The organism is Anaerococcus urinomassiliensis, assembly GCF_900128425.1.
Lineage (GTDB): Bacteria > Bacillota > Clostridia > Tissierellales > Peptoniphilaceae > Anaerococcus > Anaerococcus urinomassiliensis.
The window spans coordinates 998,462-1,017,401 of record NZ_LT635782.1 but is presented as its reverse complement, the minus strand read 5'-3'; the positions used below and the strand labels follow the sequence as shown (position 1 = coordinate 1,017,401).

The following is an 18,940-nucleotide window of genomic DNA, read 5'->3' as shown; positions in this document are numbered from 1 at the left end:
GAGCTTATATGAAAAATAAAAAGAAAAAAGGTTTTACGTTAATTGAACTTGTCATAGTTATTGCAATTATTGGCATACTTCTTGCCATAGCTGTACCAAAGTACCAACAATCAAAACATCAAGCTGCAGTGGCCGCTCACAATGCCAACGTACATATGCTAGAATCAGCTGCTACTATGAGGCTAGCTGATGGGCTTAAAACAGAGAGTGAAACTTGGGAAAAAGCTGATGAAGCAAAAGATTACGTTCAAAACTGGCCTAAAGTACCGGAAGGTTTATTTAATGAGGGCACAGGTTATAAAGTGACGATAACTAAAGATGGTAGTATTACAGTTACTCCAGAACAAATTATAGAAGAAAAAGATAATAGAAAATAAATGTTTTTCTATTATATGTTGATATTTGCAATAGGAAGTATTTTTGCTTCCTTTGCAAATCTTGTAGTTCTAAGAACTATCAGAGGAGAAAGCATAGTTTATCCACCAAGCCATTGCGATTCTTGTGGTCATAAATTAAAAGCAGTAGATTTATTTCCGATAATATCTTACATATTTTTGAGAGGCAAGTGCAGGTATTGTAAAAGCAAAATCCCGATAGAATCTTTTATGGTAGAACTTATCTTAGGTATATTACTAGTAGTGATTTTTGATTTTACTAATATTCTAGGATCTATTTTGATTTTTTCGGGACTGATGTTTGCCCTTATTATAGCCTTGATAGATTTAAAGACCTATGATATCTACATGAATCAAGTTGCCATACTAGCTATAATGGGAATTATTTATAGGTATATGTCAATTGGATTTGATATAAAATTTTTCTACATAATACTGGGATTTTCCATAAGCTATTTACTAATATATTTAATCTCCAAGAAAGGAATTGGCGATGGGGATATATATTTCTATCTTGCCTTATTCCTCTTTATAGAAAATGAGTATATTGGACGGTTTGTACTAATATCAATATGGATTGGTGCAATCTATGGTGTTTTTGTATTCTTAAAACATAAGTCCGTAAAAATTGAAATACCATTTTGTATTTTTATTTTTATGGCCTTTTTGCTTATAGTCTTATTTAGAGGATATCCTATATGAAAAAACGTGGATTTACCCTAATAGAATTGGTGGCTGTTCTGGTAATAATTTCTATAGTAAGTGCAATTGCAATTACAAGATTTAATATAATCGACAATTTCAAGGCAAATATCGAATTGCAGACACTTATTAATGATTGTGATTATGCCAAGATGAAGGCTATAAGTACCGGGGAAGAATATATATTGAATTTTGGCAAGCATTACTATTACATTGTTGGGGCCTCTACTTCTTCTACTAAAGCACCAATAAGAAGAAATCTAGATAATATTTATTTTTCTTATCATAATATGCCAAAAAGTGAAATTAGATTCACTAAAAGTGGAACGGTGTCTTATGCTGGAAAAGTAGAAATTAAAGAAGTTGATAAAGTAAAAATTGAAGTGCCTGAAAGCGCTGATGACGATAAGCTTGTTGAATTAAGAGTAAGGGTTGGTCTGGGTTATGTTAGGTACAAAAAATAAAAAATCAGGATTTACTCTAATTGAAACTATTATCGCCTTAGGATTATTAGCCCTTATAGCTATGTTTTTACTGCCAGCATTAAGTAAACTCAATGAAAATTCTAAGAAATTTAAAGATCAAGCAAAGATAGTATATGCCCTCCAGGCTGCTATCGAAGAGGAAAAGTCTATAATGGATAGTCCGTATGGATCAAAGGTTAAATACATCAATGGCTATGATATTTCTATTTATAGGCAAAGTTATAGTGATAATTTAGATTATATAAGGGTAAATTATGAGAATTTTGAACTTGAAGTTATAGAGGTTATAAATGAAAAAACGTGGTTTTACACTAATTGAAATCCTTGCAAGCCTTGCCATAATTTCAGTGCTAATACTTGTTGTATCTTCAATTTTTTCTATATCTATAAATTTGACCCAAAAATCCTACGAAGATGAGCTTGATTATAAGGAATATTCCTATGCCTGCCTATTTGTGGACAATATTGTAAGAAGTGCCTATAAAATCGACCTATTAGACAAACCAAACGAAGTAACAAACTTTGTTGCCTATGTCAAAAATCCTAATGAAGGGAATAAATTTGATACATATGTATTTGATTTTAGGCAAAATGCTGATGACAGTGGTGAGCTTGTGGTATACATGAATAATATTTCAGCTGCTACAAGTGATACTAATCTTATCAGCCAGAATGGAAGAAATCATTCGCCATCAAAAATTTCTAAATGCCAATCTGCAAAGATCACCTATGAAGAAGGAAATATCATACATATAATAATTAATGAAAATAGCCAAAAGTTTAGATACGAAAGTAAGATTTACTTGGGAAATAGATTATGAAAAAGGCATTTATCTCAGTTTATACTCTTATAGTTTTATTTATTATCTCCTTGACCATCACCTATATCTATAACCAGCAGAAAAATTCGGCTTCCTATGCCAAGGGCTTGTATGAGAAAAAACAAGCTCAATATTTGGCTGAATCTATAATGAATTCTTTTATGGAAGAAAATAGTGATCAAGTAGCTAAGATTATTTTAAAACATTATGATGATCAAGAAAAAAAGAAAAATAATGAAGGAATAACAAATGATGAGATCAAAACAGAAAGCTTAGAAAGCCTACCATATACCTACAAGGATAAAAAATACAATATCCATATCTCTAGAATCGGAAACAGAGCTAGAAAAGAAATAAATGGACTTTATTTGATATTTTTAAATAGGGTAAGTGTTGGTGAATCAAAGGCTGATAGTGAAATATATATAAAAGTTTTTGATAAAAAAGATGGAAATGATGAAGAATTTGACAAAAATCGTCTAAGAATTGAAATAAGACATACATATTAGCTTTGTAAAAAGTACTTATTTGGTATAATACTTATAGAAACTAAAAATAAAAGGAGCCAAAATGAAAATTTTAGTAATTAACTGTGGATCATCTTCACTAAAATATCAACTATTTGACATGGAAAATGAAGACGTATTAGTACAAGGACTTGTTGAAAGAATTGGAATCGAAGGAAGCCGTCTAGTTCAAAAAAAAGATGGTGATAAATATATCATCGAAGAACCAATGGCAAACCATACAGAAGCTGTAGGACATGTTTTTGATGCCCTAGTAGATAGCGAAAATGGTGTTATTGAAAGCCTAGATGAAATCGATGCTGTAGGACATAGATTTGTTCACGGTGGAGAAAAAGCTACAAAATCAGCACTTATCAATGATGAAGTAAAAGCTATCATCGAAGATTCTGCAAAATTTGCACCACTTCACAACCCAGCTAACCTTATGGGCCTAAAAGCTTGTGAAGAACTTCTACCAAATGTACCAAATGTAGCAGTATTTGATACAGCTTTCCACCAAACTATGCCAGCAAAAACATATCTTTACGGTATTGACTACAAATACTATGAAGAAGATGGCATCAGAAAATATGGATTCCACGGAACAAGTCACAATTACATTACAAATAGAGCAGCAGAATTACTTGAAAAACCATTAGAAGAGACAAATATCATCTCAGCTCACCTAGGAAATGGTTCATCAATTACAGCAGTAAAAGAAGGTAAATCTTTTGATACAACAATGGGGCTTACACCACTTGAAGGACTTGTAATGGGAACAAGATCAGGAGATCTAGACCCAGCTGTAGTAACATACATCGAAGAAAAAGATGGAGTTTCTCCAAGTGACATGAACAATATCCTAAACAAACAATCAGGTGTACTTGGAGTATCAGGAGTAAGCTCAGACTTTAGAGACCTAGAAGATGCAGCTAAAGAAGGCAATGAGAGAGCTAAGTTTGCCCTTGATATGTTTGCTACAAGAGCAAAAAGATATATAGCAGGCTACATGGCAGAAATTGAAAAAGTTGATGCTATTGTATTTACTGGTGGTATAGGTGAAAACTCAATCGAAATGAGAGAAGATATCCTAAAAGGTTTTGAACAATTCGGAATCAAAATAGACCCTGAAAAGAACAATGTACGTGGCGGAGAACACGTGATTTCAACAGATGATTCAAAAGTTAAGATTATGGTTATAGCTACAAATGAAGAGCTAATGATCGCAAGAGATACTAAAAATTTAGTTAAATAATTCTCTTGACAATGAAGAGCACTCAATATATAATATTAAAGATTGCTAAAACTGATAAGAGGAGGTGTAAGGATGGCAGTACCAAAGAGAAGAACATCAAAAACAAGAAAAAACAAAAGAAGAGCCTCAGCTTATACTTTGAATAGATCAAATTACGTTGAGTGTCCAAATTGCCACGAGCCAAAACTTCAACACAGAGTTTGCCCAAACTGTGGAGAATACAAAGGCAAAGCAATAATTGATGCTAATTAAGGTAGTGTTTTTGCACTATCTTTTTTTATACCCAAAAGAGGATATATGAGAATACTAATTGACACCTATGGAGCAGATTCTGGAAGCAATGTAATAGTTGATGGAACAATTCTTGCAAAAGAAAAAAGAAACTTCACACCTGTCTTTGTGGGTAATGAAAAAGAAATAAAAGAAAATATTGATGGTAGGATTTCTGATTATGAAATAATTCCTACTGATAGTTTCATATCAAATGATGAGGACCCAGTAAGGGCCATTAGAAGGAAAAAGGACGCTTCCATTGTGCTCGCTTATGAGAAATCAAAAGAAGAGGGCTACCATGGACTAGTATCCGCAGGATCAACTGGAGCCTTGCTTGCTGGAGGACTTTTCCTAGCAGGAAGGATAGAGGGAATCAAAAGAGCCTGCCTTGCGGCAAATATTCCATCAATAAATGACAATATTTGCCTACTAATGGATACAGGGGCAAATATGGATTGCAAGGCAGAATACCTATACGAATTTGCCCTAATGGGTTCGATATACCTTGAAAATACAATGGGAATAGCAAATCCAAGTATTGGTCTTTTAAATGTTGGGGTAGAAGAGCATAAGGGAAATAAGCTTTCTAAAGAAACATATGCTCTATTAAAGGAGAGCAAATTAAACTTTGTAGGCAATGTAGAATCAAGAGACTTATTTACTGGCAAGGTAAACATACTTCTTGCAGATGGTTTTGATGGAAATATAGCCATAAAAACAGCTGAAGGAGTATTAAAGCTTATGGGCTCCCAAATAAAGTCAACTATCTACAAGTCCACAAAGAATAAAATTGCTGGAGCCTTATTAAAAAATGACCTTAAAGCTATGACCAACAAATTTTCATCCGACGAAGTTGGAGGAGCTCCACTTCTTGGGGTAAAGTCTTATGTATATAAGGCACATGGAAATACTAATGAACTTGCATTTTCCAATGCTATTTTAGGATTAATGAATTATATAGAAAGAAATACAATTGAAAAAATCGAAGGAGAAATAAAATGATTAGAGATGAACTAATAGCTCTAGCCAATGAAAATCTTGATATTGACTTTAGCGAAATGGAAATGACTACCAAATTATCTGATTTAGACATTGATTCAATCGATATGCTCGATTTTATCATGCTTATAGAAGAAAAATTTGAAATAGAATTTGAAGAAGATGAGCTAGACGAGATTGAAACCCTAGGCGATATCGCTGAACTAATAGAAAGCAAAAATTAATGGGACTAAGCAATATTAGACTTGCTCAAATAAAAGAATTTGAAGACAGGATTGGCTACACTTTCAATGATAAAAAGTTGATCGATGTAGCCTTTACTCATTCATCCTTTATAAATGAAGCTAAAAAGGGTGCAAAAAGCAATGAAAGACTTGAGTTCTTGGGAGATAGTGTCTTAGATATGGTTGTAAGCGAGATTTTGTTCAAAAATTACAACAATAAGCCAGAAGGCTGGCTAACCAAGACCAGGTCAAGATTAGTGTGTACAGATTCTTTTTCTAAGGCAAGCGAAAAGTATGATTTGACTAGCTTTTTAAACTTTGGCAAAGGAGAAAAAAAGCAGGGTGGTAAATTAAAAAAGCACGTAAAAGCTGACACTTTTGAAGCAGTTTGCGCTGCAATTTACCTTGATGCTGGATATGAGTTTTTGTACGACTTCTTGGTTGAACATTTCAAAGTTGAAGCCCTTGAGATCATAGAAGATGATTCACTTTTCAACGATTATAAGACTAGGCTACAAGAGTATTACAATTCCCATGGCAAGAAGATTTTAAAATATACACTCATAAAAGAAGAAGGTCCAGAGCATGACAAGCTATTTACCATGGCTGTTATAGAGGGAAAGAGAACCCTTGCAACAGGTATGGGTAAAAACAAGAAAAAAGCCGAACAAGATGCTGCAAAGAATGCTTATGAGATGATAAAAAATGGCTAAGAAAGAATATATTATTCCAATATTTATACCGTTTTTGGGTTGCCCGCACGATTGTGCATTTTGTAACCAAGTGAAAATCACAAATTATAAGGACAAGATGGAACCATCTAAGGTCATTTCTGAGATAGAAAAAAATCTAGCCTATTTTCCAGCAAATGACAATATAAAAGAAATTGCTTTTTTTGGTGGATCATTTACAGGACTTGATTATGATGTAATGACTGGATACTTAAAAATAGCAAAAGAATACAAGGAGAAGGGAATTATTGATAGAATCAGACTTTCAACTAGACCTGATTATATAAATAATTTCATTCTTGATACACTAAAAGATTACGGAGTAGACATTGTTGAGCTTGGCATCCAATCCTTAAGCCAAGATGTCCTAGATGCCAATGAACGTGGCCATAGTGTAAGTGCAAGCGAGAAAGCATCTCGTTTAATAAAATCCTATGGAATAAAACTAGGTCATCAAATAATGCCAGGCCTTTTCGCTGATACTAAAGAAAAGATGATAAATACGGCAATAGAGTCTATAAAAATAGGACCTGATATGGTAAGGATTTATCCTACCCTAGTTATAAAGGATACTAAGCTGGCTAATCTATATGAAGCTGGTATTTATAAACCTTTAGACCTAGATGAGGCAATCGAAATATCAAGTGAGATTGCCATGCTTTATATGTATAAGGATATAGATATTATAAGAATTGGTCTACAGCCTACAGAAAATATAAACGAAGGCAGGGATGTAATAGGAGGACCTTTTCATCCGGCTTTCAGACAGCTTGTGGAAGCAAATATTTATAGGACTTATCTTGAAGAAATTATTTGTAATGAACAATTGCAAGATGAATTGACTATCTTTACAAATGATAGGAATATTTCTTTGACAGCGGGAAATAATAAGTCAAATAAAAAGTATTTTTATGATAAGTACAAAATCAAAATCAAATTTAACTCTTCCAAAGACCAATATATTCTTTATGAGGACAGGAAGATTGATTTTGATCTCGATTTATTTATTAAAAATTATGTGGAAAAAAACTACGGTGGTGATTTACTATTAGATTAGAAAGTATTGAACTTAAGGGATTTAAGTCCTTTGCAAACAAAACTACAATAAAATTTGATAATCAAATAACTGCCATAGTTGGACCAAATGGATCGGGCAAGTCAAACATTTCCGATGCCATAAGGTGGGTCTTGGGTGAGCAATCAGCCAAATCCCTTCGTGGTGGCAAGATGAATGATGTCATTTACCAGGGTGGGGAGAAGAAGAGCCCCCTAAATTTAGCTGAAGTCAATCTTACTTTTTCCAACAAAGACCATAGTCTAGATATCGACTATGAAAAAGTTGTGATTACTAGAAGAATTTTTAGAGATGGTGAAAATGAATACAAGATCAATGGCAAGAAAGTTAGGCTAAAAGATATCAGAGAACTATTTCTTGATACAGGTATAGGTAAAGAAGGCTATACCCTCATTGGCCAAGGTAGGATTGACGAGATTATATCTTCATCAAACCTAGAAAGACGCGCCATATTTGAAGAAGCTAGTGGTATATCAAAACACAAGTACAGGAGAGATGAGGCAGTAAAAAAGCTTGATAGGGTTACTGAAGACTTGGAAGTTATTGAATACGAGTGGGAATATAAGTCCAAGGACTTAGAAAAACTTAAAAATCAAGCAGCAAACTACCAAAAATGGCAAGAATTAACTAGTGATTTGGATTTCAAATCCTATTCTTACTTCAAAAACAAATCTCAAAAATTAATTGAAAAAATAGATCAGACAAACAATAAAATTGCTGAAATTTCTGATCTTCATAAAGAAAAATCTCAAAGGCTTGCGGGATTAAGCAAAAAAAGCCAACCTTTTGAAATAGAATATAAAGAATTGACTTCTGACATTGAAGCTTACCAAACAAAGCTAAGGACTCTAGAAAGAAAGGTGGAGTCCTCAAAAAACAATCTAGATTTAAACAAACAAAAGCTAGACTACACCCAAAAAGATTTGGACAGGGTCAGATTGAATCTAGGCCAAAACGACAAGAAGTCTCAAGCTTTGAAAGCTGATCTAGATTTGGAAAATAAGAATTTAGATGAGAAAAATGCCCTAATAAGTGACCTGAAAACAAAAATTGCTGATAATGAAAAGCAAATTCTTGACATTAACAAATTGATTGATGAAAAGTCTACTAGCTTAGCAAAGAGAAGAGAAGAAAAAGAAAAGCTAGATAAGATTATCTATGACTATGAGATCACAAGCAAAACTAGGGAAATCTTGGAGCAAAAACGTAGCCAGGAAGATAAAGAAAAGAAGGAAAAACTATATCAAATTGAGAGCGAAATAGAGCTAATAGCAAAAGAATTGGATGCTCATAATAAAGATAAGGAAAGTTTACTAGACGAAAACTTAAAACTAAGATCTACTATAGAAAAGTTAAACGATGATTTAAAAAAAGATTCTATGGCTATCAAGGCTATAGAAAATGATATTGCAAAGAATAATATCGAACTAAAGACAGCCATTAACGAATATAAGTTTAAGAAAAACTTGATTGAAAGAAATGAGGGATATTTTTATTCAGTAAGTGATTTTTTGAACAAAACCAAGCACCTATCCCATCTTTATGAAGATACACTAGCAAATCTTATTACAATTAATAAAGGATATGAAGAAATAATAGACAATTTGATAGGAAGTGCCCTACAAAACATAGTAACTAGAACTAAGGATGAAACAAGAGATCTAATAAAATTTGTCAACAAAAATCATCTAGGTAGGATAACTTTTCTACCAATTGATTCCATAAAGTCCTATAGAAAAAATAAGCCCAATGAGGCTGAAGTCATAGCCATGGCCTATGAGCTAGTTTCTTATGACAAAAATCTGAAAAATATAATAAATCACTTCCTTGGATCAACTGTTGTAGTAAAAGATATAGACCAGGCTATAAGTCTTTCCAAGAAAATCACAGGTTTTAGGATTATAACCCTAGATTTGGATGTAATAAATAGTTGGGGATCTATGGCTGCAGGTTCCAATAAAAACAAAAAATCAAATACAGGAATTTTAAATCGTAGGCAAAAACTAGAGGAAAGCAAAATTAATATCCAAAATCTCCGTGCTAAGTCTATAAACTTGGACAAGGCCCTAAAGAACTTATATAAAAATTTAGATTATACAAAGGCAAATATATCTAATTCAAATCAAGCTTTGGCTCAGAACCAAGAAAAAATAAGCGAGACAAAGGCAAATATAACAAATCTCACTTATAAGATAGAAAACCTATCAACTCAAAAAACTGACCTTGAGAGTAAATTATCATCAAGTCTTGAAAAAATAGAAGACCTTGATATTGACGCATTAAAAGAAAAACTTAACAAGCTAAATATTGCGGATTTAGAAGAAGAGCTTAAGGCGCTTGAAACAAAGAAAAGTGATCTGTCTTTAGTACTTGCAACAGATAAAAATTCCCTTGAAAGCAACAGCCGTGATATCAATATGCTAACAAATTCTATAGGAAAACTTAAAGATGAGCTTAGCAACTTGGTCTATAGTCAAAAATATGAGGCTAAATCAAAGACAGAGAATATATCCTTGATTGAAAAAATAAAAAAAGAAAATAATTCCTATATAGAAAGCATCAAAAAGTCAAAAATAGAGATTGATGAAATTAATATCAGTTTAAGCAAAGGGCAAGCAAAGCTAAAAGAAATAGAAAGTGAAAATCAGAGTCTAATCAAAGATTTGAAAAAAATCGAAGAAGAGATTTCAAAAATCAACCTAGATAAAGTCAAACTTGACTATAGCCTTGAAGGATACAAAAAAGATTATCAAAATCTAAGTGATGAGATTGAGCCCTTTATAACAAAAACAATTGGCGAACTTGAAGAAAGCTATAAGGATAGAGAAATCATATCCCCTAATAAAAATGACATGGTAAATTTACAAAAATCCATAAATAACATAGGCTATTTTACATTAGACTCACTAAAAGAATACCAAGAGATAAAAGAAGAATTTGAATTTACCAATAAGCAACTTAATGACTTGAAGGAGTCAAAGGATAATATCATCAAAATGATAGAATCTCTTGAAGTAGAGATGAAAGAGGAATTCAAAAAGAACTTTGAAATAATCAATGAAAAATTTCAAAGGATATTCCAAACCCTTTTCATTGGTGGCGAAGCTAGGCTAAAGCTTGACAGTGATGATGAGCTACTTGCAGGTGTTGATATCATTGCAAGACCACCTTCCAAGTCTTTCAAATCTATATCACTATTATCTGGAGGAGAAAAGGCCCTTACTGCAGTTGCTCTTTTGTTTGCAATATTTGAGACCAATCCAGCACCGTTTGCAATACTAGATGAGATAGATGCAGCTCTTGATGAGACAAATATCAAAAGATATATAGAGTATTTGAAATTACTATCAGAAAATTCTCAGTTTATCATGATAACCCACAGGCAAACAACCATGCAATTGGCAGAAAAGATTCATGGAATTACAATTGACGATGATGGTATAAGTCAGATATATTCCATTGACTTTGATGAAAATTGAAAAATCAAGGTCAAAAAGTAAAATATAGGCAAAGGAGAGTCTATGGCAATTAGAAATATTAGAATTGAAGGAGACCCAATACTTAGAAAAATTTCTAAAAAGGTCCCTCAAATTACAGATAGAATCAAAGTACTACTTGATGATATGGCAGAGACCATGTATGTGGCTGACGGCGTAGGCCTTGCTGCACCTCAAGTTGGTATATTAAAACGCGTGATAGTTGTAGATCCACGTGATGAAGAAACTGGTCTAGTTAAACTTGTAAATCCAGAGATAATAGAAGCAGATGGAGAGCAAATTGGCGTTGAAGGATGTCTTTCAATACCAGAATTTAATGGAACAGTTAAAAGACCGGAGCATGTCAAAGTAAAATACTTAGACGAAGATGGTAATGAAAAAATCTGGGATGCTCACGGCTTTCCAGCAGTAGTACTTTCCCACGAAATAGACCACTTAGATGGTATTTTATTTAGGGATAAGTATATAGATGAGGTTAAATACGACGTTGAAAATGCTTAATATATGTTTTATGGGAACTCCAAAGTTTGCTGTGCAGACTTTGGATATTCTTTATAATGATGAAAATTTTGATGTAAAACTAGTAGTAACTGCCAAAGATAAGAAGAGATCAAGAAATAAGGTAACACCTACAGAGATCAAAAAATATGCCACAGACCATGGCATAGACGTAGTAACTCCAGATTCTGTAAATACCGAAGAATTTGTAAATCAACTAGAAAAACTTGAAATAGATTTTATAGTTGTAGTTGCATTTGGCCAATTTATAGGTGGTGTATTATTAGAAAGATATAAAGACAGGATAATAAACCTTCACCCTTCAATCCTACCAAAATATAGGGGAGCAGCTCCTATGCAGTTCACTTTGCTAAATGGAGAGAAAGAAACATCTCCAACAACTATGCTAATTGAAAAAGGCATGGACAGTGGAGATATATTAATGCAAGAGATAGTAGATGTAGATATGAATGACAACTATTATTCTCTAGAAGAAAAAATGTCAGAATATGGATCCAGGGCTATAAGAGATACACTTATTAACTTTGATGAGCTTTATAAAAATAGAATCAAACAAGACCATAGTGAAGCTACATTTACCAAAAAAATCACCAAAGAAATGGGCAAGATCGATTGGAATGATGATAGCATTAAGATTTATAATCAAATCAGAGCCTTGATAGATTATCCTACAGCTTATTTTGCCTATGAGGATAAAAATGTAAAAGTTTTAGAAGCAGAAATCATCGATTCTTATGATCCAAATCCTGGATTTGTCTACCAAGCAGATAGCAAAAAAGGCATTATCATTGGAACAGGAGATTCTGCCATAAAGATAAACAAACTTCAATTCCCTGGCAAAAAAGCCATGGAAACAAAAGCATTCTTGATGGGCAATGACTTTGAAAAAGGAATTACTCTTTGATGAATGAATTTGAAATACCTTTAAATATTCTCTATAAAGTCCTATACCAGGATTGCAAATCAAACGAAGAGATAAATTTTTTTGCAAAAGAGACTGATAATCTACCTTTAGCAACAAAAATTATCTATGGAGTATTAGAAAATAAGCTTTACCTAGATTATATGATTAGGAAGCTTTCGAATATAAGGCTAAAAAAAATCAACCCCAAAATTCTAATAATCCTAGAGATGGGAGTCTATAATATTCATTTCCTAGAAAAAAAGGACTATGCTGTGGTTAACGAACTGGTTAATCTAACTAAGAGTGTAGATAAGAGATCAAAGGGTTTTGTAAATGCGATTTTGAGAAATTTTATAAGAGACGAAAAAGAAATTGCAACTATATATGAAAGAGATGACATAAAAGCCCTATCCATCAGATATTCCTTGCCAGTAGAACTTACAAATTATATTTATCAAAACTATGGCATGGACTATACTAAAAAATTTTTAAGATATATAAATAGTGAACAAGTTATTTCTATTAGGGTAAATAATCTAAAAACAAACAAGAAAGAATTAACAGAAAAGCTAAAAGCTCTTGGATACCAAATAGAAGATGGGAAAATTTCTAAAAATGCTTTAAGAGTCTTAAATCCAGCTGGATTAGCTGAAAGTATAGATTTTAAAAATGGACTTTTTACCATCCAACAAGAATCTTCTATGAAAACTATAGAGGTACTAGATCCTAAAAAAGGTGCAAAGATTTTAGACTTATGTGCAGCGCCAGGTACAAAGACCTCATATATAGGTGAATACATTGAAAATGATGGAAAGATCATAGCCAACGACCTATTAGAACAAAAACTTCCCTTAATCAAAGAAAATATTGATAGGCTGGGACTAAAAAATATCGAGCTTAGATCATTTGATGCGACTATTTTTCAAGATAGGTATATAGATGCCTTTGATTATGTCCTAGTTGATGCACCTTGTTCGGGCCTTGGGGTTATGGGAAGAAAAGCAGAAATACGTTATAATAGAAGTATAGAAGATATAAAAATCCTAGCAAAACTTCAAAGAGATATTTTAGCTAATGCAGTCAAATACTTAAGGACTGATGGAAAGCTCCTATACTCTACTTGCACCATAGGTAACATTGAAAATATAGAGAATTTTGAATACTTAAGGTCTATGAACGACCTTGAATTAATACCTATAGATGGCAAAGATTATATAGAATATGTAAACTTTGAGGATGAAACTGACGGATTTTTTATAAGTAAATTTAAGAAGATATAATATGAAACAAAGTATAAATGACAAGACAATTAAAGAATTAGAAGATATTTTCCTAGAAAAAGGCTATCAAAAGTTTAGAGCCAAACAGGTTTTTAGGCAAATTCACGTAAATAAAGTCAATGATTTTAGTCAAATGACTGATCTTTCTAAGGATATGAGAGAAAGTTTATCAAATGAATTTGAAATCGATAAGGTTAGTTTATTAAAAACTTTTGAATCAAAGATTGATTCGACTAAAAAATATTTGTTTGAACTTAAAGATGGCAATATAATTGAAGCAGTTTTCATGGACTATAAGGATAGAAAAACTATATGCATCTCATCACAAGTTGGTTGTAGGATGGGATGTACTTTCTGTGCTTCCACCAAAAATGGTCTAGAAAGACATATGACTGCTTCAGAATTAATAGAAGAAGTTTACACACTTGAAAGATTAAATGGAGATATCAACAATATTGTAATAATGGGTATTGGCGAGCCACTTGATAATTATAAGAATATTACAAAGTTTTTAGAAATTATAACAGATGAAAATGGTAGAAATCTATCTCATAGATCTATCACATTGTCTACATCTGGATTGACTCCAAAAATATATGACCTTGCTGATTCTGGCCTTGATATAAATCTTGCTGTTAGTCTTCACTATGCAACAGATGAGAAAAGAAAAAAATATATGCCTGTTGCTAAGAAGTATGATATAAAGGGACTAATTAAAGCAACTGACTACTATCTAGATAAGACCAAAAGAAGAGTTTCTTTTGAATATGTTGTAATAGATGGTGTCAACAACCTTGATAGCGATATCGATAATCTAAAAAAGCTTCTAATGGGTAAAAATATACATATTAATCTTATCCCACTAAACCCAATCGAAGAATTTAAGCATGGGAAGACGACAAATAAGATTATAAATGATTTTAAGGAAAAACTTACAAGAAATGGGCTAAATGCCACAGTTAGATATTCTATGGGCCAAGATATAGATGCTAGCTGTGGACAATTAAGGAATAACTACGCGAGGTAATAATGAAATTTAGTACAATTTCCAATATTGGAAAGGTTAGAAAAACAAATGAAGATTCCTACGGAAATATTTCTATAGAAAATTACGATTTTTTTGTGGTTGCCGATGGTATGGGTGGCCACAGCGATGGAGAGCTAGCAAGTAGCCTGGCATGCACATCATTTACAGATTTTATAGAGAATTCTAAAGTTGAAGACTTTGAAAGTATCGTTGATTTTCAAGAAAAGGCAATACTCTATGCCAATAATGAAGTTTATAAGTTGGCCACAGAAAAAAATGAGAAAATGGGCACGACCATAGTTTGCCTTTGCATCGACTATATAGAAAACAGCCTACACATCGCCCATGTTGGTGATTCTAGGATTTACTTATACAGAGCTTGTGAGCTTAACCAGCTAACCAAAGACCACTCACTTATAAATGAACTTATAGATAGTGGTGCCCTTAACGAAGAAGAAGCAAATCACTTTGCCAATAAGGCTGCAGTCACAAGGGCTGTTGGTGTTAGCTCTGATATTATGCCAGATAATAAATCTCTAGCATATGAGAAAGACGACATAATCTTATTAGTAACGGATGGGCTTACCAACGAGCTAGAGCCTAAGGATATTGTTGAAGTAATCAAAAATTATGATGATGTTTTTGATATTTCAATGAACTTAGTGGATAAGGCAATTGATAAGGGTGGCCGAGACAATGTGACGGTTACTACTGTTAAGATCTAAGAGGGTGGTTATGGAAAAATTAGTTTTAGACGAAAGGTATGAAATTATAGAGCAAATAGGCGTAGGAGGTATGGCCAAAGTTTACAAGGCCAAGGATAGACTTCTAGACCGATTTGTAGCTATCAAAGTTCTAAAAGACCAATACGCAGAAGATAGTGAATTTCTCAAAAAATTTAATAACGAAGCCCAATCTGCTGCCAAATTATCTCATGTAAATATTGTAAATGTCTTTGATATAGGCGAGGACTTATACAAGGGACAGAGAATATATTACATAGTAATGGAATATGTAGAAGGTCAAACCCTTAAAGACTTGATTTTATCAAAGGGCAAACTTTCTAACCAAGAAATAATAGATTATTCTGTTCAAATAGCTAAAGCTCTTAGGATGGCCCACAATGCTGGGATAATCCATAGGGATATTAAGCCCCAAAACATTCTAATTGATAATTATGGTCTATTGAAGGTTACAGATTTTGGTATAGCAAGAGTTTCATCAAATGCTACTATAACATACACTAGTTCAATACTTGGTACAGTGCATTACATTTCACCTGAACAAGCCAAGGGTAATATAGTTGACGAGAAGAGCGACCTTTATTCTCTAGGAGCTGTAATGTATGAGATGGCTACTGGAAAGGTGCCATTTGATGCTGACAATTCTGTAGGCATAGCGCTTATGCATATACAAGATGAACCAACTAGTGCCAAAGAACTTAATCCAGATTTATCAGATCACTTGAATTATATAATAATGAAGCTTCTCAAAAAGGAAGCCTCAGAAAGATTTTTAAATGCTAGAGAACTGATAGATGCATTGGAAGATGAAAACTATATTTATGACGAAGAAGATCTTACAGAAACTGCCCCGATTCCTATTGTTGTTCCAAAAGATAATGTGACTAGCAAAGTTTACCAGCAAAACTATGAACAAGAAGAAGAGGAAAAGGAAAAAGAAGCAGTTTATATTTCAAATCCTGACAAGGAAAAATCTTCTAAAAAGGATAAAAAGGCTAAAAAACTTTGGCCACTTCTACTTATAGCTTTAGTCCTATTATCAGCTGTATATTTTTTAAGAAATAGGACTAGCAGCAAGCAAATAGAAGTACCAACGGTATTAAACCTCAACCAATCTCAAGCAATAAATGAACTTGAGAGAAGAGGTCTTAAGGCAAACATTTCACTAACAGAAGAAAGTGATGAGTACGAAATTGGCAAGGTAATGAGCCAAGACCCAAGCCCAAATACCAAGGTTGATAGGGGAAGTCAAGTAAACCTAGTCATAAGTAAGGGCAGAGAAGTCGAAGTTCCAGACCTTAGAAATATGACCATAGCCCAGGCTGAAGAAGTCCTAAAAGAAGCTGGTCTTAGACTCGGTCGTACTATGACACAAAAAAGCGACAATGTAGATAAGGACTTAATCATAAGTCAAGATCCAAGATCTTATAGTAAACTTCAAGCTGGAAGTGAAATAGACGTTACAGTAAGTACAGGCCCGGATGGCAGAGTTGAAACTATTGAGGTTCCAAATGTCCTAGGTTACACTGAAAAAGATGCTAGAGCTATTTTAAACCAAGCAGGTCTAACTGTTGCAAATGTCAACTACAACAATAGCGATAACACCCAACAAGGTCTAGTAATGAGCCAGTCAATAGCTGCCGGTACAAGAGTTGCCAAGGATTCTCAAATAGAGATATCCATATCAACAGGTCCAAAAGAAGTTATACCAGAAGAGAATAATATAAAAGATGTAGAACTAAGAGTTGAAATAACAGAGCCAAAAGACCAATACTACGTAGAAGTTTACGATATAGTAAATGGTCAAAGAGGCCAAAGCATGTATTCTGGAACACAAACTTATGCAGAAGTAGAAAACAATGGCGGAGTGCTCATAGTTAACGTAAAAGCAAGTGTAGGAGCCTATCTAGAAATAGTTGTAGATGGACAATCCTACGGAGTAACTGCGGTAAATCAATGATTGGTAAAATTATAAAATCACAAAAAGATCTCTACTTTGTAAAAAATAAAGACGAGATATATATGTCAAAGGCAAGGGGGAATTTTCGCATAAGAGGAATCAAACCCCTTGTTGGAGACAATGTTAAGCTAGAATTAACAGAAGATAATAGAGCCTACATTACCCAAATACTTGATAGAGAAAATGAAATCAAAAGGCCAAACATAGCAAACATAGACCAAATGTTAGTCTTTGTAACTATCAATGACCCACCTTTGAATTTATTTAACCTTGATAAGTATCTGGCTATGTGCGAACACGAAAATATCGAAGTAGTCATTATAATGTCAAAAATCGACCTAACAACTGATGATAAAATCGATCAAATAGTTGATATATACGAACCTCTTTCTTACAGGATAGTAAGTATAGATAACTATAATAACTTTCCAATAGATGAGATAATCCCAATATTAAAAGGAAAAACTTCTGCAGTTTCAGGAGCATCAGGCGTAGGTAAAAGCACATTTTTAAATAATCTTGTAGAAAAAAATATAGAAATTGGTGAGATTTCCCAAAAATCGAAAAGGGGGAAGAACACAACTCGCCATACAGAGATTTTTGCCATAGATGAAGATAGCTTTATCTTTGACACGCCAGGCTTTGATAGTTTTGATTTTGACTTTATAGATGATGAGAATCTACTCAAATACACTTTTAGAGAAATGAAAAACGCAAACTGTAAGTTTAAAAATTGCAATCATATAAACGAACCAAATTGCCAAGTGAAAGAGGATTTAGAAAAAGGTCAAATTTCACAAACAAGGTATGATAATTACAAAATGCTGTTTAATCAATTAAAAGAAAGGCGAGAAAATAAATGGTAGAACTAGCTCCATCAATACTATCTTGTAACTTTGCAAATTTAGAAGAAGACATAAGACAAACTCAGGGAACAGATTTAAAAATGCTCCATGTAGACGTTATGGATGGAATATTTGTTCCAAACATTTCTTTTGGATTCAAGGTTATAGGAGATCTTAGAAAGATTACTGATTATTATTTTGATACTCATCTTATGATAGAAGAGCCAATTAGATACATCAAAGATTTCAAGAAATCAGGTGTAGATAGGTTGACTGTTCACTATGAAGCTTGTAAGAATCTAGATGAAACTATAAATGAAGTCAAAGCTAATGGTATGGAAGTAGGCCTTACTTTTAAGCCGGCAACTGATATGAAGTTAATGCTTCCTTACCTTGATAAGATTGACCTCTTGCTTGTAATGAGCGTAGAACCAGGCTTTGGAGGTCAAAGCTTTATGAAAGATTCGCTAGATAAAATCAGATTTTTTAGAAAATACATAGATGATAATAATCTAGATGTCAAAATCCAAGTTGATGGTGGGATAAAAACTACAAATGTCGATAAGGTAATAGATGCAGGTTGTGATATAATTGTAGCTGGTTCAGATGTCTTTGCTAGCGATATAAGAGAAAAAATAAATAAATACTACCAAATATTTAAAGAAAAGTCACTTTGATTAGTGGCTTTTTTTTTATTAG

At 33.1% G+C, this 18,940-nt stretch carries 21 protein-coding genes; all 21 read left to right on the top strand.

Annotation, left to right across the window (positions count from 1 at the left end; all coding sequences use genetic code 11):
- Window positions 1–8: 8 nt before the first annotated feature.
- Window positions 9–377, top strand: coding sequence for a prepilin-type N-terminal cleavage/methylation domain-containing protein (locus tag BQ7474_RS11000; RefSeq protein WP_073998035.1), 369 nt, complete (start codon window positions 9–11; stop codon window positions 375–377).
- Window positions 378–1,097, top strand: coding sequence for a prepilin peptidase (locus BQ7474_RS05895; RefSeq protein ID WP_235821483.1), 720 nt, complete (start codon window positions 378–380; stop codon window positions 1,095–1,097).
- Window positions 1,094–1,561: a prepilin-type N-terminal cleavage/methylation domain-containing protein gene (locus tag BQ7474_RS05890; protein WP_073998034.1), complete on the top strand. Its 468-nt coding sequence runs from the start codon at window positions 1,094–1,096 to the stop codon at window positions 1,559–1,561. The genes BQ7474_RS05895 and BQ7474_RS05890 overlap by 4 nt, the downstream gene beginning before the upstream one ends.
- Entirely contained in the window at window positions 1,542–1,901 is a 360-nt protein-coding gene (gene comGE / locus BQ7474_RS05885) for a competence type IV pilus minor pilin ComGE (protein WP_073998033.1), read from the top strand. Before BQ7474_RS05890 ends, comGE begins: the two co-directional genes overlap by 20 nt.
- Window positions 1,873–2,403, top strand: coding sequence for a prepilin-type N-terminal cleavage/methylation domain-containing protein (locus BQ7474_RS05880; protein WP_073998032.1), 531 nt, complete (start codon window positions 1,873–1,875; stop codon window positions 2,401–2,403). Before comGE ends, BQ7474_RS05880 begins: the two co-directional genes overlap by 29 nt.
- A complete protein-coding gene (locus BQ7474_RS05875; RefSeq protein ID WP_073998031.1) occupies window positions 2,400–2,912 on the top strand; it encodes a hypothetical protein in 513 nt (170 codons plus the stop codon). Before BQ7474_RS05880 ends, BQ7474_RS05875 begins: the two co-directional genes overlap by 4 nt.
- A gap of 61 nt (window positions 2,913–2,973) precedes the next feature.
- On the top strand, window positions 2,974–4,164 hold the full coding sequence (locus BQ7474_RS05870) for an acetate/propionate family kinase (protein ID WP_073998030.1): 1,191 nt from the start codon (window positions 2,974–2,976) through the stop codon (window positions 4,162–4,164).
- A 72-nt stretch (window positions 4,165–4,236) separates the two neighbouring features.
- Window positions 4,237–4,416: a 50S ribosomal protein L32 gene (gene rpmF, locus BQ7474_RS05865; protein ID WP_073998029.1), complete on the top strand. Its 180-nt coding sequence runs from the start codon at window positions 4,237–4,239 to the stop codon at window positions 4,414–4,416.
- A 45-nt stretch (window positions 4,417–4,461) separates the two neighbouring features.
- Window positions 4,462–5,439 (top strand): phosphate acyltransferase PlsX, encoded by a 978-nt coding sequence (plsX, locus tag BQ7474_RS05860; protein ID WP_073998028.1) that lies wholly within the window; start codon window positions 4,462–4,464, stop codon window positions 5,437–5,439.
- Window positions 5,436–5,660 (top strand): phosphopantetheine-binding protein, encoded by a 225-nt coding sequence (locus tag BQ7474_RS05855; protein ID WP_044565512.1) that lies wholly within the window; start codon window positions 5,436–5,438, stop codon window positions 5,658–5,660. The genes plsX and BQ7474_RS05855 overlap by 4 nt, the downstream gene beginning before the upstream one ends.
- A complete protein-coding gene (gene rnc, locus BQ7474_RS05850) occupies window positions 5,660–6,373 on the top strand; it encodes a ribonuclease III (RefSeq protein WP_073998027.1) in 714 nt (237 codons plus the stop codon). Before BQ7474_RS05855 ends, rnc begins: the two co-directional genes overlap by 1 nt.
- Window positions 6,366–7,448 (top strand): elongator complex protein 3, encoded by a 1,083-nt coding sequence (locus BQ7474_RS05845; protein ID WP_073998026.1) that lies wholly within the window; start codon window positions 6,366–6,368, stop codon window positions 7,446–7,448. Before rnc ends, BQ7474_RS05845 begins: the two co-directional genes overlap by 8 nt.
- On the top strand, window positions 7,439–10,945 hold the full coding sequence (gene smc, locus BQ7474_RS05840; RefSeq protein WP_073998025.1) for a chromosome segregation protein SMC: 3,507 nt from the start codon (window positions 7,439–7,441) through the stop codon (window positions 10,943–10,945). The genes BQ7474_RS05845 and smc overlap by 10 nt, the downstream gene beginning before the upstream one ends.
- Window positions 10,946–10,987: 42 nt before the next feature.
- On the top strand, window positions 10,988–11,464 hold the full coding sequence (gene def / locus BQ7474_RS05835) for a peptide deformylase (protein ID WP_073998024.1): 477 nt from the start codon (window positions 10,988–10,990) through the stop codon (window positions 11,462–11,464).
- Window positions 11,457–12,386, top strand: a complete 930-nt coding sequence (gene fmt, locus BQ7474_RS05830) for a methionyl-tRNA formyltransferase (RefSeq protein ID WP_073998808.1) — start codon at window positions 11,457–11,459, stop codon at window positions 12,384–12,386. Before def ends, fmt begins: the two co-directional genes overlap by 8 nt.
- The gene (gene rsmB, locus BQ7474_RS05825) at window positions 12,386–13,666 is read left to right on the top strand and encodes a 16S rRNA (cytosine(967)-C(5))-methyltransferase RsmB (protein ID WP_073998023.1); all 1,281 of its coding nucleotides are present in this window, start codon (window positions 12,386–12,388) and stop codon (window positions 13,664–13,666) included. The genes fmt and rsmB overlap by 1 nt, the downstream gene beginning before the upstream one ends.
- A gap of 1 nt (window position 13,667) precedes the next feature.
- A complete protein-coding gene (rlmN, locus tag BQ7474_RS05820; RefSeq protein ID WP_073998022.1) occupies window positions 13,668–14,693 on the top strand; it encodes a dual-specificity RNA methyltransferase RlmN in 1,026 nt (341 codons plus the stop codon).
- A 2-nt stretch (window positions 14,694–14,695) separates the two neighbouring features.
- Complete coding sequence (locus BQ7474_RS05815; protein WP_073998021.1) at window positions 14,696–15,418, top strand: Stp1/IreP family PP2C-type Ser/Thr phosphatase; 723 nt, start codon at window positions 14,696–14,698, stop codon at window positions 15,416–15,418.
- Window positions 15,419–15,428: 10 nt separating this feature from the next.
- Window positions 15,429–17,396, top strand: a complete 1,968-nt coding sequence (pknB, locus tag BQ7474_RS05810; protein ID WP_073998020.1) for a Stk1 family PASTA domain-containing Ser/Thr kinase — start codon at window positions 15,429–15,431, stop codon at window positions 17,394–17,396.
- Window positions 17,393–18,262, top strand: a complete 870-nt coding sequence (gene rsgA, locus BQ7474_RS05805; RefSeq protein ID WP_073998019.1) for a ribosome small subunit-dependent GTPase A — start codon at window positions 17,393–17,395, stop codon at window positions 18,260–18,262. The genes pknB and rsgA overlap by 4 nt, the downstream gene beginning before the upstream one ends.
- Complete coding sequence (gene rpe, locus BQ7474_RS05800; RefSeq protein WP_073998018.1) at window positions 18,256–18,918, top strand: ribulose-phosphate 3-epimerase; 663 nt, start codon at window positions 18,256–18,258, stop codon at window positions 18,916–18,918. The genes rsgA and rpe overlap by 7 nt, the downstream gene beginning before the upstream one ends.
- The last annotated feature ends 22 nt before the right edge of the window (window positions 18,919–18,940 follow it).

Bases quoted from the DNA above. Each gene is read 5' to 3' on its own strand.
- BQ7474_RS11000 (WP_073998035.1), top strand. From the start codon at position 9: ATGAAAAATAAAAAGAAAAAAGGTTTTACGTTAATTGAACTTGTCATA.
- BQ7474_RS05895 (WP_235821483.1), top strand. From the start codon at position 378: ATGTTTTTCTATTATATGTTGATATTTGCAATAGGAAGTATTTTTGCT.
- BQ7474_RS05890 (WP_073998034.1), top strand. From the start codon at position 1,094: ATGAAAAAACGTGGATTTACCCTAATAGAATTGGTGGCTGTTCTGGTA.
- comGE (WP_073998033.1), top strand. From the start codon at position 1,542: ATGTTAGGTACAAAAAATAAAAAATCAGGATTTACTCTAATTGAAACT.
- BQ7474_RS05880 (WP_073998032.1), top strand. From the start codon at position 1,873: ATGAAAAAACGTGGTTTTACACTAATTGAAATCCTTGCAAGCCTTGCC.
- BQ7474_RS05875 (WP_073998031.1), top strand. From the start codon at position 2,400: ATGAAAAAGGCATTTATCTCAGTTTATACTCTTATAGTTTTATTTATT.
- BQ7474_RS05870 (WP_073998030.1), top strand. From the start codon at position 2,974: ATGAAAATTTTAGTAATTAACTGTGGATCATCTTCACTAAAATATCAA.
- rpmF (WP_073998029.1), top strand. From the start codon at position 4,237: ATGGCAGTACCAAAGAGAAGAACATCAAAAACAAGAAAAAACAAAAGA.
- plsX (WP_073998028.1), top strand. From the start codon at position 4,462: ATGAGAATACTAATTGACACCTATGGAGCAGATTCTGGAAGCAATGTA.
- BQ7474_RS05855 (WP_044565512.1), top strand. From the start codon at position 5,436: ATGATTAGAGATGAACTAATAGCTCTAGCCAATGAAAATCTTGATATT.
- rnc (WP_073998027.1), top strand. From the start codon at position 5,660: ATGGGACTAAGCAATATTAGACTTGCTCAAATAAAAGAATTTGAAGAC.
- BQ7474_RS05845 (WP_073998026.1), top strand. From the start codon at position 6,366: ATGGCTAAGAAAGAATATATTATTCCAATATTTATACCGTTTTTGGGT.
- def (WP_073998024.1), top strand. From the start codon at position 10,988: ATGGCAATTAGAAATATTAGAATTGAAGGAGACCCAATACTTAGAAAA.
- fmt (WP_073998808.1), top strand. From the start codon at position 11,457: ATGCTTAATATATGTTTTATGGGAACTCCAAAGTTTGCTGTGCAGACT.
- rsmB (WP_073998023.1), top strand. From the start codon at position 12,386: ATGAATGAATTTGAAATACCTTTAAATATTCTCTATAAAGTCCTATAC.
- rlmN (WP_073998022.1), top strand. From the start codon at position 13,668: ATGAAACAAAGTATAAATGACAAGACAATTAAAGAATTAGAAGATATT.
- BQ7474_RS05815 (WP_073998021.1), top strand. From the start codon at position 14,696: ATGAAATTTAGTACAATTTCCAATATTGGAAAGGTTAGAAAAACAAAT.
- pknB (WP_073998020.1), top strand. From the start codon at position 15,429: ATGGAAAAATTAGTTTTAGACGAAAGGTATGAAATTATAGAGCAAATA.
- rsgA (WP_073998019.1), top strand. From the start codon at position 17,393: ATGATTGGTAAAATTATAAAATCACAAAAAGATCTCTACTTTGTAAAA.
- rpe (WP_073998018.1), top strand. From the start codon at position 18,256: ATGGTAGAACTAGCTCCATCAATACTATCTTGTAACTTTGCAAATTTA.